Origin of the sequence: Sporosarcina sp. P33 (assembly GCF_002077155.1) — a bacterium.
Lineage (GTDB): Bacteria > Bacillota > Bacilli > Bacillales_A > Planococcaceae > Sporosarcina.
Genome location: NZ_CP015027.1, coordinates 477023 through 492505 on the forward strand (window position 1 = coordinate 477023; position 15483 = coordinate 492505).

At 45.5% G+C, this 15483-nt stretch carries 13 protein-coding genes; 3 read left to right on the forward strand and 10 right to left on the reverse strand.

Annotated features, from left to right (window positions below; genetic code table 11):
• Nucleotides 1-31: 31 nt before the first annotated feature.
• The 7 genes from pyk to SporoP33_RS02315 all read right to left on the reverse strand — a co-directional run bounded on the left by pyk (nucleotide 32) and on the right by SporoP33_RS02315 (nucleotide 9599).
• Nucleotides 32-1792: a pyruvate kinase gene (gene pyk, locus SporoP33_RS02285; RefSeq protein WP_081242243.1), complete on the reverse strand. Its 1761-nt coding sequence runs from the start codon at nucleotides 1790-1792 to the stop codon at nucleotides 32-34.
• A 38-nt stretch (nucleotides 1793-1830) separates the two neighbouring features.
• On the reverse strand, nucleotides 1831-2790 hold the full coding sequence (gene pfkA / locus SporoP33_RS02290) for a 6-phosphofructokinase (RefSeq protein WP_081242244.1): 960 nt from the start codon (nucleotides 2788-2790) through the stop codon (nucleotides 1831-1833).
• A 63-nt stretch (nucleotides 2791-2853) separates the two neighbouring features.
• A complete protein-coding gene (gene accA, locus SporoP33_RS02295) occupies nucleotides 2854-3807 on the reverse strand; it encodes an acetyl-CoA carboxylase carboxyl transferase subunit alpha (RefSeq protein WP_081242245.1) in 954 nt (317 codons plus the stop codon).
• Complete coding sequence (gene accD, locus SporoP33_RS02300; protein ID WP_081242246.1) at nucleotides 3804-4676, reverse strand: acetyl-CoA carboxylase, carboxyltransferase subunit beta; 873 nt, start codon at nucleotides 4674-4676, stop codon at nucleotides 3804-3806. Before accD ends, accA begins: the two co-directional genes overlap by 4 nt.
• The gene (locus tag SporoP33_RS02305) at nucleotides 4673-5335 is read right to left on the reverse strand and encodes a FadR/GntR family transcriptional regulator (protein ID WP_081242247.1); all 663 of its coding nucleotides are present in this window, start codon (nucleotides 5333-5335) and stop codon (nucleotides 4673-4675) included. Before SporoP33_RS02305 ends, accD begins: the two co-directional genes overlap by 4 nt.
• A 234-nt stretch (nucleotides 5336-5569) precedes the next feature.
• On the reverse strand, nucleotides 5570-8638 hold the full coding sequence (locus SporoP33_RS02310) for a DNA polymerase III subunit alpha (protein ID WP_081242248.1): 3069 nt from the start codon (nucleotides 8636-8638) through the stop codon (nucleotides 5570-5572).
• A gap of 19 nt (nucleotides 8639-8657) precedes the next feature.
• The gene (locus SporoP33_RS02315) at nucleotides 8658-9599 is read right to left on the reverse strand and encodes a DHH family phosphoesterase (protein ID WP_081242249.1); all 942 of its coding nucleotides are present in this window, start codon (nucleotides 9597-9599) and stop codon (nucleotides 8658-8660) included.
• A 117-nt stretch (nucleotides 9600-9716) separates the two neighbouring features.
• Here SporoP33_RS02315 and SporoP33_RS02320 point away from each other — a divergent pair, with 117 nt between their 5' ends.
• Nucleotides 9717-10046: a YtpI family protein gene (locus SporoP33_RS02320; RefSeq protein WP_081242250.1), complete on the forward strand. Its 330-nt coding sequence runs from the start codon at nucleotides 9717-9719 to the stop codon at nucleotides 10044-10046.
• Nucleotides 10047-10056: 10 nt separating this feature from the next.
• On the opposite strand, the gene SporoP33_RS02325 is transcribed toward SporoP33_RS02320, so the two are convergent.
• Entirely contained in the window at nucleotides 10057-11364 is a 1308-nt protein-coding gene (locus SporoP33_RS02325) for a DRTGG domain-containing protein (protein WP_081242251.1), read from the reverse strand.
• 126 nt (nucleotides 11365-11490) lie between these two features.
• Nucleotides 11491-12168: a metal-dependent hydrolase gene (locus SporoP33_RS02330; RefSeq protein ID WP_081242252.1), complete on the reverse strand. Its 678-nt coding sequence runs from the start codon at nucleotides 12166-12168 to the stop codon at nucleotides 11491-11493.
• Between the two features lie 108 nt (nucleotides 12169-12276).
• Between SporoP33_RS02330 and SporoP33_RS02335 the strand changes: the two genes are divergently transcribed.
• Complete coding sequence (locus tag SporoP33_RS02335; protein WP_081242253.1) at nucleotides 12277-13371, forward strand: M24 family metallopeptidase; 1095 nt, start codon at nucleotides 12277-12279, stop codon at nucleotides 13369-13371.
• A gap of 123 nt (nucleotides 13372-13494) precedes the next feature.
• On the opposite strand, the gene ald is transcribed toward SporoP33_RS02335, so the two are convergent.
• Nucleotides 13495-14616 (reverse strand): alanine dehydrogenase, encoded by a 1122-nt coding sequence (gene ald / locus SporoP33_RS02340; protein WP_081242254.1) that lies wholly within the window; start codon nucleotides 14614-14616, stop codon nucleotides 13495-13497.
• A gap of 234 nt (nucleotides 14617-14850) precedes the next feature.
• Between ald and SporoP33_RS02345 the strand changes: the two genes are divergently transcribed.
• Nucleotides 14851-15306, forward strand: coding sequence for a universal stress protein (locus SporoP33_RS02345; RefSeq protein WP_081242255.1), 456 nt, complete (start codon nucleotides 14851-14853; stop codon nucleotides 15304-15306).
• The last annotated feature ends 177 nt before the right edge of the window (nucleotides 15307-15483 follow it).

The window sequence follows — 15483 nt, forward strand, 5'->3', positions numbered from 1 at the left end:
TCTCAACGTGAGAATAGCGGTCTTTGTGTTTTTACAATACTTTTGCGTGACCGTTGTAGATGACTCCGCTTGCTGCGTCCATTGTAATGTCACTGCCATTTTTAATAATTGATGTAATGTTCTCGGCACCTACGATTACAGGTATGCCTAAACTCAATCCCACCACTGCCGCATGGCTGGTCAATCCGCCAGTTTCTGTGATGATGCCCGCACATCGCTCAAGTGCCGCATACATGTCACGGTCAGTAGACTGGGTGACGATGATATCGCCTTCTGTCACTTGCGTCAGCGCTTCCTGTGAGGACTTGATGACCTTCGCTTTACCGAATGCAACATTTTTGCCGATTCCCTGTCCGCGCCCGATCAAATCGCCGATAACATGCAGCTTCATCAAGTTTGTCGTGCCCGCTTTACCAACTGGCACGCCCGCAGTGATGATCACTACATCACCGTGTGTGACGTATTGATGTTTTACACTTTCTTCAACTGATTCCTGAAGAATTCCATCGATGTCTAAAGCTTTTTTGCCGACGATAGGATAGACGCCCCAGACCAGTGTCAGCTTATTAGAGATCATTTCTGAACGTGTCACCGCAATGATCGGAACACCCGGACGGTATTTAGCGATCATAGTAGCTGTCTGTCCGCTTTCAGTTGGCGCCAAAATAGCCTTGACATTCAAATTCAAAGCGGTATAAGCAGCGGCTTGTCCAATTGCCTCTGTCAAATTACCTTCTTTTTCTCTCGTTCTTCTGGAAACAACAGAGTGGAAGTCCATTGATTCTTCGGTGGACAACGCAATTTTACACATAACGTTCACTGATTCCACCGGGTATAATCCGGCAGCTGTCTCGCCTGAAAGCATGACCGCGTCAGAACCGTCTAAAATCGCATTGGCAACATCACTTGACTCCGCACGTGTCGGGCGCGGGTTTCTTTGCATAGAATCCAGCATCTGAGTCGCTGTAATAACAGGCTTACCGAATTGGTTACATTTGCGGATCATCGTTTTTTGCACCAGCGGAACTTCTTCTGCAGGAATTTCAACACCCAAGTCCCCGCGCGCAACCATCAGACCGTCAGATAATTGAAGGATTTCATCCAGATTATCGACACCTTCCTGGTTTTCAATCTTCGGCACGATATGGATGTGACCGCCATTATTCTTTTCGAGTAATTCGCGGATTTGAATGACATCACTTGCACGGCGCACAAATGAAGCAGCGATAAAATCGACGCCCTGTTCAATACCGAACAGAATATCTTCTTTGTCCTTATCCGTAATTCCCGGCAGCTGCACAGAAACATTCGGCACGTTGACGCCTTTATTGTCTTTTAAAGGGCCTGCGTTGATTACTTTTGTATGAATTAAGCCTTTTTCGTTATCTTTACCCGTCACTTCCAGTTCAATCAGGCCATCGTCAAGAAGCACGAATGAACCGCGTTCGACGTCATTGATTAGCTTCTCATACGTAACGGAAAAGACTTGGCTTGTCCCAAGAACTTCCTTCATCGAAATGTCCACTGCCTGTCCTCTCGTTAACTCGATCTGCCCGTCTTCCATTTTATGCGTCCGTATTTCAGGACCCTTCGTGTCGAGCAGAATTCCGACCAACTTTCCTTTTTCAGCGGCCGCTTTGCGGATTCGTTCAATACGTACTCTGTGCTCTTCTTGGGTGCCGTGGGAGAAGTTCAGACGTGCAACGTTCATCCCCGCGTCAATCAGTTTCAGCAATGCCTCATACGATTCACTTGCCGGCCCGATTGTACACACTATTTTTGTCTTTCTCACTACTTATCGCTCCTCTGCGTCATGTAGACTCTGACTAATTAGATGGATAATGTTTCCGCCAAATCTAATAATGACAAGTCCAACTTTTCTCGTTTCATAAATACCTCTTCTAAGTTATAGTCTACCACTTTATGATTTCTCATACCAACAGCAGCACTTTTCTTTCCTGACAAAAGTGATTCAACAGCTCTTGCACCGTATTGACTGGCTATAACCCGGTCACGTGCAGATGGAGAGCCGCCCCTTTGTATATGTCCTAAAATGGATACCCGTGTTTCCACGCCCGCTTCCTTTTTCAAAATATCCGCGAGCTCAGAAGCAGACATCATCCCTTCAGCCAGCACAATAATACTGTGTTTCTTCCCCCGGCTCGTACTGCGTTTAATTCGGCTGACGATTGACTCTGCATCAAATGGTTTTTCAGGCAGCAATATCGATTCCGCACCGCCGCCAAGACCTGCCCATAACGCTAGATCTCCCGCATCACGCCCCATAACTTCAATGATGAATGAACGTTCGTGCGATGTCGCGGTGTCCCGGATTTTATCGATGGCTTCCACAACCGTATTCAATGCTGTGTCAAAACCAATCGTGAATTCTGTGCCATTGATGTCATTATCAATAGTAGCAGGCACACACGCACATGGGATTCCCATTTTGACCAATTCATACGCCCCGCGGAATGAACCGTCACCGCCGATGATGACAATTCCTTCAATTCCGTGTAAGGTGATTTGTTTCATCGCTTTTTGACGGCCTTCTTCTGTCATAAATTCCGGACATCTCGCTGATCTCAATATCGTCCCGCCGCGCTGAATAATGTCTCCTACCGATCCCAGCTGGAATTGTTCAATCTTTCCGTCAATCAGTCCCTGATACCCATTAAACACGCCGGAAACTTCCAGGCCTTCAAAAATCGCTTTTCTGACAACGGAACGGATTGCCGCATTCATCCCTGGCGCATCGCCGCCGCTTGTTAAGACTGCAATTCTTTTCATGTTCATCACTTCCTTTTGCAGTTACTGTTATGTACGAGCAAAAGATGCGGTCGCCCGCATCTTTTATTCCGAAAATACACCGATTGCTCGGAATTTCTTATATCGGTTATCAATTAATTCTTCCGGTGACAACTTACATAATTCATTGAGTGATCTTCGCACCGTTTCACGCATCTCGTTTGCCTGCTTAGCGGCATCACGGTGAGCGCCGCCAAGAACTTCCGGGATCACTTCATCGATAATGTTCATTTCTTTTAAATCTGGCGCCGTAATTTTCATTGCTTCCGCTGCCTGCTTGGCAAGCGACGCGTCTTTCCACAAGATGGAAGCCGCCCCTTCCGGAGATATTACGGAGTATGTGGAGTTTTCAAGCATATGGATATGGTTAGCTACCCCAAGTGCCAATGCTCCCCCGCTTCCGCCTTCCCCAATCACAATGGAGATGACAGGCACTTTCAAGCCGGCCATTTCGACCAGATTGCGTGCAATAGCTTCACTCTGTCCGCGTTGTTCGGCAGCTTTCCCCGGATATGCGCCTTTCGTATCGATGAAGCAGATAATCGGCCGGTTGAATTTCTCGGCCTGTTTCATCAGACGCAGTGCTTTTCGGTATCCTTCAGGATGCGGCATGCCAAAGTTTCTTTTGACATTTTCTTTTGTATCTTTCCCGCGCTGATGGCCAATAATGGTAATCGGAGTCTCTTCAAAAGAAGCAATACCGCCAATAATCGCTTCATCATCAGCAAAATTACGGTCTCCGTGAAATTCGATAAAATCTTCAAAGAGACGGGAAATATAATCATTGGTTGTCGGTCTTGCAGGGTGCCGGGCGACTTGGACGCGATCCCATGGCTCCATGCTTTCATAGATATCTTTTTCTAAATTTGCCAATCTGCTTTTCAGATTCACAATCTCTGAGGAAAGATCGACATCATTCATGGCTGTATATTCTTCCAGCTCATTAATTTTTTCACGCAGCTTTACAATAGGTTCTTCAAAAGCGAGTGTTTTACTCATACAAGTTCCGTCTCCTTTCCTGCGTGAAGTTTCAGGATTTTATACATAACACCTGGCATGTCATTCCGATGAACAATTGCGTCTAATTGACCATTATTCAGCAAAAATTCAGCTGTCTGGAAATCATCCGGCAGCTTTTCACGCACAGTTTGCTCAATGACACGGCGTCCCGCAAAACCGATCAGCGCTTTTGGTTCAGCCAGGTTAATGTCTCCTACCGATGCAAAGCTGGCTGATACACCGCCGGTCGTCGGATACGTCATGATGGAAATATACAATAACCCTTGGCTCGCGTGCCGTTCAAGTGCTACACTCACCTTCGCCATCTGCATCAAGCTGATGACACCTTCCTGCATCCGCGCACCGCCGCTTGCTGAAAATATCAGCATCGGAATCCCTAATTCTGTTGCTTTTTCTACTGCTCTCGTAATCTTTTCACCAACGACTGAACCCATGGAGCCCATTCTGAAATGCGCATCCATAACGGCAACGGCTGCTTTCTGGCCCTGAATTTTCCCGACACCTGTCAGCACCGCTTCATTCAGCCCTGTTGCTTCCGCATCAGCCTCTACCTTTTCTGTATAGGAAGGGAAATTTAACGGGTTCTCTGTTTTCAGATGATTGTCCATCGATTCGAAACTGCCCTCATCAAACAGATGATCGATCCGTTCCTGTGCAGTCATTTTGTAATGGTGCTGACAAGAAGGACAGACTTTGCCGTTCTTCAATAATTCTTTCGTCAGGATGACATGCTTGCACTCCGGACATTTTGTCATAATTCCTTCGGGCACATCCGCCTTACTTTTTGCAGACGGCATTGTATGTTGGTCTTCTTTTGGTTTCTTTTTAAATAATTCTCTGATACTCATTCCGTTTCCCTTCTTTCTCCCTCAACTTGGTTCATCCATTGTTCATAACAAGCCAAGGCTTGCTCTGTATTACCAGCCATCATTTCACCCAGCAATTCACGGACAGTCATTATTTCATCTGGATCAGTAATGGCCACATCGAAAGAAACTCCGCTGTATTGCTTCAATAAAAACCAAATTTTCAGTGAGAGCCGATTTTCAGTTGCGACAATCGTTTCGCGGACCATATCTTCACGCAAAAACATCGCTTCTTCTTCGTTTAATTTACTTTGCATACCTCTCCAAACAGGCAACATGCGCAGTTCTTCATTTTTGGTGACTGCTGTAATCGCCGCACGCTCGTGAATCATCCGGGTTTCAACTACATCCTGGATGGATCTTGCCTGCTGCATGATAAATGCCGAGAGAACTTCCACTAACTGATGTTTTTTAAAATCGGATAAAAACGTGCCTTCGCCTCTTCTCGTTTCAATCAGACCGAGCAGTTCCATACTGCGCAACGCTTCACGGACTGCCGTTCTGCTCACTTGAAGTTTTTCCGCCAAATGACGTTCAGATGGCAGCTTATCGCCATATTCGATTTTTTGCTCGCTGATCAGTGATTGCAGCTCTCCGATAATATCCAAAAAACGCTTGGATGATGATTGTGAATTTTGCATGAGGAGAACTCCTTTTTCGTTCCATCAACAGAGTGGTCTGACCACCTGCATACTAGCATACAAAAAAGAGAGCACTACGTAAAGCAATATCTTGAAAATACAAGTGTTTATTTTTCGTCATTTTTCCTCCCGACTGAACGCTCGCTTGTCGAAAAGTGGAGTTTGGTTTCTAATGGCGCGCTATGCGCCATCAGAAGCCATAGAATTTTATACAATAATGTAGTATTTTATTTTTTATTCTTCTATACGGACTGCCGGCTGCAGCTGATCAACGATAAGCTGTACCGATTGATTGCGGTAATCGATGCTTCCCGAAACTCGAACAAATGCCTGTTCTTGTAAATGGACGCTGGTTTGCGCAAATTGTTTCGGAAAGACCGTACAGGATATTTCTTCTGTTTCGTCCTGCAATGTCAGGAATGCCATTGCTTCCCCTTTTTTTGTTCGGATTCTTTTAATAGACAGTATCATGCCCATGCACTGAACTTTTGTGCCTTTCCGTAAAGTAAACAGCGAGGAAATTGGCGGGATCCGATCTGCTGCCTTGCGCTTAAGCTGCTCAATAGGATGTTCCGACAGATAAAATCCTAACATATCATGTTCAAAACTGAGCCTGGTCATCTGATCCATCTCTCCGCCCGGTGTATATTTCGGCTGCGAATTAAAATGAAACTGATCACTTAATGCATCATCACCTATAAAAAGCGCATGGGAATGAGCGGCATCTATGGATGCGAGAAGGACAGAACGCTTTTCACCAAAGTCATCCAGCGCACCTGCTTTAATTAGCGGGATTATCGATTTCTCAGTGAAATGATCTGCCCCAAGCGCGACGGCCATGTCAAACATGGATTGCCAGCCGCCCTTTTCACGTGAATCTGCCAGATGCCGGTAAAACGCAAGAGTGATTCCTTTGATCGCGCCCAGCCCGAGACGGATTGCATCGCCTTCCACTGTATGTGAATAACGGCTTTTCGTCACAGAAGGCGGCAGAATGCGTATCCCTCTCCCTTTTACTTCACGGATCACTTCCATCATCTTTTCCTTGCTGCCTGTCAGAGATGATAAATAGGCCGCATAAAAGTACGTAGGTTCGTTCGCTTTAAAATATGCGAGACGGTAGGAAATCAGAGAATACGCTACTGCGTGGCTCTTCGGAAATCCATAATCAGCAAATTTGACAATTAAGTTATACACATTATTCGCTTTGATGCGGTCGAATCCTTTTTTTATGGCTCCGGCAATAAAGTGCTGCCGTTCTTTCTCCAGCACTTGCTGATTCTTCTTGCTGATCGCCCGCCGGAGAAGATCTGCTTCCGCCAGTGTAAAGCCTGAAATTTCTACGGCAATTTTCATGATCTGCTCCTGATAGATGATGATGCCGTACGTTTCCGCCAAAATCGGCTCCAGTTCAGGTATGTCATAGCGGATCGGCTCCTGTCCGTTTTTACGGCGGCTGTACAGCGGAATGAATTCCATAGGACCCGGTCTGTACAAAGCATTGACCGAGTAGACATCCTTAAAGTTATCAGGCCGGATAGTTTTCAGCGCACGCCGCATTCCCGGTGATTCAAACTGGAATATGCCGGTCGTGTCGCCTGCCTTGAATATTTCATAAGTCAACGCATCGTCCAGCGGAATACGTTCAAAATCAATGACTTGCTTCTTATTGTATTGAATCATGGAACGGATTCTGTCGAGCAGCGTTAAATTGCGCAGTCCTAAAAAGTCCATTTTCAATAATCCGGCTTCTTCCACGTCTTTCATAGCCCATTGCGTCAAGAACACTTCTTCGGTACCTATCTGCAGCGGCACATAATGAACGAGCGGTTTTGCTGCAAGCACGACGCCCGCTGCGTGTGTGGAAGCGTTTCTCGGTAAATCCTCCAGACGTTCCGCTGCCATCTGCCAGACAGCTCTGCGCGGATCCACGTCAATCCAGTCACGGAGTTTTTTCGATTGAATGATATTCTCTTTGAATGAACGGCTGCTGTTTAATTCGTTTGACATGAAGCGGACTTCTTCCGGGGTGAAATCAAGCACTCTGGCGACGTTGCGCGCAACGGCTTTCGTTGACAGCGTACCGAAAGTAATAATCTGCGCGGCATATTGTTTGCCGTATGTATCCGCCACATAATTTACGACTTCTGTTCTGCGGTGATCCGCGAAATCGATATCGATATCGGGCATCGTCACCCGTTCGGGATTCAGGAACCGTTCAAACAGCAATCCGTAGACAATCGGATCGACTTCCGTAATGCCAAGCGCATATGCAACGAGTGATCCGGCAGAAGACCCCCGTCCGGGACCGACTAAAATGCGCTCGGATTTTGCATAGCGCACATAATCTTCTACTATTAAAAAGTAATCAGTGAAGCCCATCTGACTGATAATTGATAATTCGTACCGCAGACGTTCTTCGTATGCTGCAGGCAATACGTGAAAGCGCTGCTGCAGACCCAATCGGCAATGCTCTTTTAGCAAGGAGTCAGATGTCTGGCCGTCTTTCACGGGAAATGCCGGCAGCAAAAAGTCTTCCTTCTGAATGCTTACATTGCACGCATTCATCATAGCTTCTGTAGTTTTCAGCCATTCAGGACGGTCAGAAAACCAATTCATGAACTCTTCCCGCTCAGGCAAATAAGCCTGGCGATAGCGATTGGGAGGTTTTTGCGGGTCGTTCAGTTTATATCCTTTACGAATGGCCGTGGCCACTTCATACGCCTGAAAATCTTCCGGATGAAGAAAACGTGTTTCATGGCAAGCAGCAATAGGCAGCCCGCTTTCCTCACTCAGTCTGATAAGATGTTCTTCCTCCGCATGGGCGCTTCCTGCTGGCCGGCTGATTCCGATAAATGCAGACGAATCCGAGCGCCCTTCAGCGATTTGCTGCAGCACTTCCACGTTTCGTGCATTTGCCCAAGATGCATCGGTCATCGCGCAGATGATAAAGCACCCTTCCCTGTAGGCCTGCAGCCAAGTAAGCGGCAGCGTCTCATCTTCACGCGTCGAAATCGCACTGCTCATTTTCATTAAATTAGAAAAGCCTGTCTGGTTTCGCGCATACACATACAGAAGCACTTCTGTATCATCTGCATTCAGCATGACAGACAGGCCGATCACAGGGCGTATGCCGTATTTCGTGGCCATTTTACTGAAAGACCGGACGCCATATAATTTACTGTTGACGATTGCGGCAGAAGCAGCCCCTCTTTTCTGCAAAAGAGGAGCCAGTTCATCTAACTTTACAATCCCTCGCAATAGATCTGCGCCGGTTATAATTTGCGGATACATCAGGTTCATTTCAATCCCTCAGCTCTGCTTAATAGTTTCTGCAAATTTCCTGCAGTTTGACAATAATTTCGTCCACTTCTGTCCATGAATATGCGGAAGCACCTGAAGCAAGAGGGTGGCCGCCGCCGTTGTGCTGCATGGCCAATGTATTGATGACAGGGCCTTTCGAGCGCAGACGGACACGGATTTGATCATCTTCTTCGATAAAGATGATCCATGCACAGATTCCTTTCACATCCCCAAGCGATCCAACCAGCTGAGAGGTTTCGGAAACTGTCACATCAAACTCTTTCAGGATATCTTTCGTTAATTTAATATAGGCCGCACCGTGTTCATCTATTGTAAAGTTCTGATAGATATACCCTTGCAGATGCAGAATTTTTCGGTCGACTTCATACATTCCCGCAAATAATTTTGTACGGTCAAACGGTTGTTTGATTAATGAACTCGCAACTTCGAATGTTTTCTCTGTCGTACTTTGGAACATAAACCGGCCTGTATCACCTACAATTCCTGCAAATAAGAAACGGGCAGCTTCAGGAGACATTTCCCAGCCGTATACTGCCTGCCCTTCTTCAAAGATGGTATAGATCATTTCAGAACAGGAACTCGCATCTGTATTCACCCAGCGTTCATCGCCATACGGGTCTTCATTTGGGTGATGATCAATTTTCAATAAAAATGCGCCGCGGTCATAAAAAGGCCCGTCGATCCGATCTGTGTTTGCTGTATCAGTGACAATGACCAGCGCCCCTTCGTAATCGGCTTCCGTCACAGTGTCAGGCTCCCCCAAGTAGCCGAGCAGTTCATCATGTGTGCCTGCTGCCAGCACTTGTTTTGCGGGATAGTTTTTCTGAATTAATGCCTTCAGTCCCATCTGTGAACCGTATGCATCCGGATCCGGTCTGACATGCCGGTGAATAATAATTTTTTCATATTGTTCAATTGTGTCAATGATTTGTCGTTTCATGTGTTTCCCCCCAAGTTTCTGTCCAAGTATTCGCATTTCCGATAAAAAGCCGATACAATGTAGTATGAACCGCAGCGCGCAGGCGCCAGGTTATTTTTATGTAATGGAGGCTTTTTGATGGAGACGGTTAATTTTCTTTTTGTTTTTGGTATCGTCGCTTCCGGCGTTTTTTATTTTGTTTTTAAAACACGCCAATTCCGGACAAGCCATATGTTTCCCATCCGTAAAAAGATGTATGCAAGCATGGCAGGAACTTCACTTGGTGCCTTATTGATTTTTTTCGGCATCAATCAATTGCTGCTCTTTGACGGCGTCCTGACATATATCGTGTCGGCTATTTTTATTTTATTCGGCGGCTATGTGGCGATCTTTAATTTTAACGCCCAGAAACACTATAAGCAGTTCGTAGAAGAAGAACGTGCATTAAACAAAACTGACGTCAATTGATGTCAGTTTTTTATTTTTCAAAAAGCTGGAACGTCCCCATTGCTTTGGCCACAATGCCGTCATTGGATGTCAGCTCGATTTCCAGTTTGATGAAGCGGCGGCTTAAGTGAATGATTTTCGGTTCTACGGTCACCGTTGCACCCAGCTGCACTTGTTTAATGAAATAAATCGTTACGTTCTCGGGAACACTTTCTCCGCGTTTTTGGAGTTTGATCGCGCGGCTGCCCGCTTCTGTTAAGATTGTCAGCATCGCTCCATAGGATAGTGAGCCAAATTGATTGGTCATTTGCGGAACAACGGAAAACTCGATTTTATCCGGTGAATTAGTAATTGCTTTCATTTGATTTTTGACGATGTCATCGATTGTTTCACCTTGCTGCGGCTGACGCTGGGTCATTTGCAGTGCTTTTAAAACGTCCTGACGGCTGATAATTCCTTCAAGAATACCCGCATCATCGACAACAGGCATCAAATCGATACCTTCCCAAATCATACTGTGCCCCGCAGAAGCCACACTCATTTTACCGTTCACCGTAATCGGATGGGTTGTCATGACTTTCCCGATAATATTGACATCAGGCTTACTGACCACGTCACGGGATGTAATAATTCCTACAAGCGTTCCGTCTGATTTTACGACGGGATAGGCTGAGTGCGATGTTTGGTGATTCACTTCAAAGAACTGATCCACCGAATCCTCTGGCGATAATGTCACTGTGCGGGCAATCGGCGTGAGGATATCTTCCACCAATAAAATTTCTTTCTCGATCAGCTGATCATAAATAGCCCGGTTCAGCATCGTTGCCACGGTAAACGTGTCATAACTTGTGGAGATGACCGGCAAATTCATTTCATCCGCCAGCTGCTTCACTTCATCAGTCGCATCAAAGCCGCCTGTAACCAGGACAGCTGCCCCGGCCTTAATAGCGATTTCATGCGCTTTCAGCCGATTTCCTACAATCAATAAACTGCCTGCGTCGATATATCGGATCATATCGTCCAGCTGCATGGCGCCCACTACAAATTTCGTTAATGTTTTATGTAAGCCGTCGCGGCCGCCCAGCACGACACCATCGACAATATTGATCACTTCAGCAAATGTCAGGCGCTCAATGTTTTCTTTTTTCTTTTTTTCAATCCGGATCGTTCCTACCCGTTCGATAGTATTGACAAGTTTCTGATTTTCCGCCTCTTTTATTGCGCGGTATGCAGTGCCGTCACTGACTTCCAATGCTTTCGCAACTTGACGTACAGAGATTTTTTCTCCAACTGCTAAGCTTTCAATATAACGCAAAATCTGTTCGTGTTTAGTTGACATGATTTCACCTTTTCCTTAACCTTCTGTTAGGTTTCTGCTTTTTGCTAATCATACCATAATTTCATTAAAAAAACGGTCCAAGACGATAACTATGCGTCTTGAACCGTAATTATTTGTTTCCGTCTTTTACAGCTCGATTGATTCACCAGGCTCCATAATTTTCACTTCGTGATTCGTCACGAGCGACTTGAAGTTCTGCGGATCGAGCTCAATCGGAGGGAACGTATTAAAGTGAACAGGGACAGTCAGCTTCGGGTTCAGAAGTTCCACTGCTTTTGCCGCATCTTCAGGCCCCATTGTGAAATTGTCCCCGATTGGAAGGAATGCCACGTCTATTCCGGCTTCTCCGTATAATTTCATATCACTGAACAGCGATGTATCTCCGGCATGATAGATGACTTTGTCTTCAATGGTCAGCAGCAGTCCTGCCGGCATGCCGGTATAAATAATTTCATTATCTTCTGTAGTATACGATGAACTATGGAAGGCTTGTGTATATTTCACTGTTCCAAAATCAAATTCATTTGCCCCGCCGATATTCATACCGTGTGTTTTTACCCCCTGGAATCCAAGGTATACGGCTAATTCATTGGGCGCTACGACCAGGATATCTTCTCTTTTTGCAATGTCCATCGTATCGCCGACATGGTCATTATGGCCATGCGTAAGCAAGATGACGTCAGGTTTTTCATCAGCTGCCTTCAGATCGGTCAGTTTATTGCCCGTAATAAACGGATCAATTAATATAGTTTTCCCTTTTGTTACAATTTTTACGACCGAATGGCCATGGTACGAGATTTTCAAAACGATCACACTCCTATAGTTAATAACTCTCTCTATACCTATACCTTCTCCATTGCAGCATAAAACCCTCTTTTTTGTTATACTAACCAAAACAGAGGAGGCTATATTTTGGCGAACATTCAAAAAGTACAGGATTTCTTAGTTGAACATTCTATCGACGCAGCACTTATTACGAATCCCGATAATATATTTTATCTGACAGATTTCCGCAGTGATCCGCACGAAAGATTGCTTGGCGTAGTGGTTTTCAAAGAAAAGGACCCGTTTATTATTTGTCCCGCGATGGAAGTCGCTGATGTAAAAGCAATTGGCTGGAATTATGATATTATCGGCTATAAAGACACAGACAACGCCTTTGCATTTTTAGAACAGGCGATTACTGAAAGAATTTCTTCGTTCTTATTGCTGGCAATTGAAAAACAGCATCTGACAGTAGATCGTTTTGAAATTTTACAGTCGCGCTTCCCTTCCTTGCAATTTGCGAACTTGGATGAGAAACTCGCAAGCTGCAGATTAGTTAAAAATGAAATTGAATTGGAACATCTGCGTAAAGCGGCAGAATTGGCGGACTATGCCATCGAAGTCGGCTGCAATGAAATCGCAGAAGGCAAAACGGAGCTGGAAATCGTGCAGGCGGTAGAGACCGCAGTGAAACAAAAAGGCGCAGAGAAAATGTCATTTGACACAATTATTGTTTCAGGCACAAAAACTGCCTCGCCCCACGGCATTCCGGGTGAACGAAAAATAGAGAAAGGCGATTTCATTTTATTCGATCTTGGCGTTGTATATAAAGGATATTGTTCGGATATAACGCGGACAGTGTCATTCGGCGAACCGTCTGAAGAAAAGCGTAAGATCTATGAGACAGTCAAAAAAGCCCAGCAGGCGGCAATTGACGTGGTGCGTCCCGGCACACTGGCAAAAGAGGTTGATCTTGCGGCTCGTTCTGTCATTGAAGAAGCAGGTTACGGTGAGCTCTTCCCGCACCGAATCGGACACGGTCTCGGTATTTCCGTTCATGAATATCCTTCATTAACAGGTACAAATGATATGCCTCTTGAAAAAGGTATGGTGTTCACGATTGAACCGGGCATTTATGACCCGTCAATTACCGGTGTGCGTATCGAAGATGATTTGTATGTGACGGAAGACGGAGTCGAAGTGCTGACAAAGTTCCCTAAAGATCTGAAAGTTATCGGATAAGCACAATGGGCGATCCTGCCGTCTCGCTGTACGTTAAAAGAAAAAGACTGAAGACGAATCCCTGCAAGGGTCATCTTCAGTCTGTGGCCGCTGCTGAGTGCAGCGGTCTTTTCTTATGGAAAATCAGATCGTTTCCAATGCTTTTTCTACTTGAACATGTTCTAATTCCTGCGCTTCTGCCACTGCCTGATAGGTGATGTGTCCGGCCAGTGTGTTTATTCCTTTTCGCAGTGCTTCATTGTCCATACATGCTTTTTTGACGCCTTTATTGGCAATTTGAAGTGCGTAAGGAATAGTTACGTTGGTCAGTGCCATAGTGGATGTCTGTGGAACTGCCCCCGGCATATTGGCGACTGCGTAATGGATGATGCCATGTTTTGTATAGGTCGGGTCATCATGCGTTGTGACGCGGTCGGATGTTTCGAAAATTCCGCCCTGGTCAATTGCGATGTCGATCAGTACAGAGCCCGGGCTCATCGATTTAACCATTTCTTCCGTTACAAGTGTCGGCGCTTTTGCACCTGGAATCAGCACACAGCCGATGACCAGGTCTGCATCTTTTACTGCGTGTGCAATATTATACGGGTTCGATACCAGTGTTTGAATGTGTTCCCCGAAAATCTCATCAAGCTGACGCACACGTTCTACTGACAAATCCAAAATAGTTACATGTGCGCCGATTCCGATGGCAACGCGCGCTGCGTTCGTGCCTGCCTGGCCGCCGCCGATAATTGTGATTTTTCCGCGGGATACGCCAGGTACTCCGGCAAGCAAAATGCCTTTTCCGCCTCTTGTCTTTTCCAAGTACTGTGCACCGATCTGTGTTGCCATACGGCCTGCAACTTCGCTCATCGGCGCCAATAAAGGCAATCCGCCGCTTGGCAGTTGAACGGTTTCATAAGCGATTGCAGTCACTTTATTTTCAAGCAGCGCTTGTGTCAGTTTCAGTTCCGGCGCTAAATGTAAATACGCAAATAAGATGAGCCCTTCACGGAAATACTGATATTCTGAAGCGTCCGGCTCTTTTACTTTCAGAACCATCTCTGCTCCCCATGCTTCAGCGGCAGTATTGACAATCGTCGCACCTGCTTCCGCATACTCCTCGTCCTTGAAACTTGACCCTATACCCGCACCTGTTTCAATTAATACTTCATGTCCGGCATTTTTTAATGTCAATACACTTGCAGGGGCTATTGCCACTCGGTTTTCATTGTTTTTAATTTCTTTTGGAACACCTATACGCATGCAAAATCCTCCTAAAATGAAAGTTCGTTTCACGTCGATCTTCTTTTTGTCGATTAATGACAATTTAATCTTATCAGAATATAAAAGATTTTACCTCTTTTTTTCTATGTTTCATAAATGTTTTTTGTTTATACAATTTTATAAAATAATTTCGACAAAAAAGAAGGATTCTCTTCAACTATGAAGAATATGTACAGTGTAGAATCAATTTAACTTTAAGGATGGAGTGGTACTATGGCACTTACGTACAAAAATATCATCGTAGCTGTGGATGGTTCAGATGAGGCAAAATGGGCTTTCAAAAAAGCGATTGCAATTGCAGATCGTAACGACGCAACTCTTCACTTGATCAATATTATTGATACGCGTTCTTACGCAGCGGTGGAAGCTTACGACCGTTCCATTGCAGAGCGTGCGCAAAAATATGCTGAAGAACTGCTGCAGGACTACAGCTCAGAAGCTGCACAGGCAGGCATTACAAATGTTCAGGTCCATGTGGAATATGGTTCCCCTAAAACATTGATCCCGCGGGATATTGCGAAAAAGCTCAAGGCAGATTTAATTATCTGTGGTGCTACAGGTCTGAACCGTGTAGAACGCTTCTTGATTGGAAGTGTTTCCGAGAATATCGTTCGCTCCGCGAAATGCGATGTACTCGTCGTACGCACACCTGAACACCTTCAGGACTGATAGTTTTCAAAGGCTGTCCAGAAAATCGTGGCTAACGATTTTCTGCGACAGTTTTTTCGTGTGCACTCATGCAGCCGCAGTCTGTCGATCCGTTATGAAGCCGCACGTGCCGTATCAATACAATTTACGCATTCATTAAATATGTCCCGCCCGTCAGAAGTTCTGACAAGCGGGACA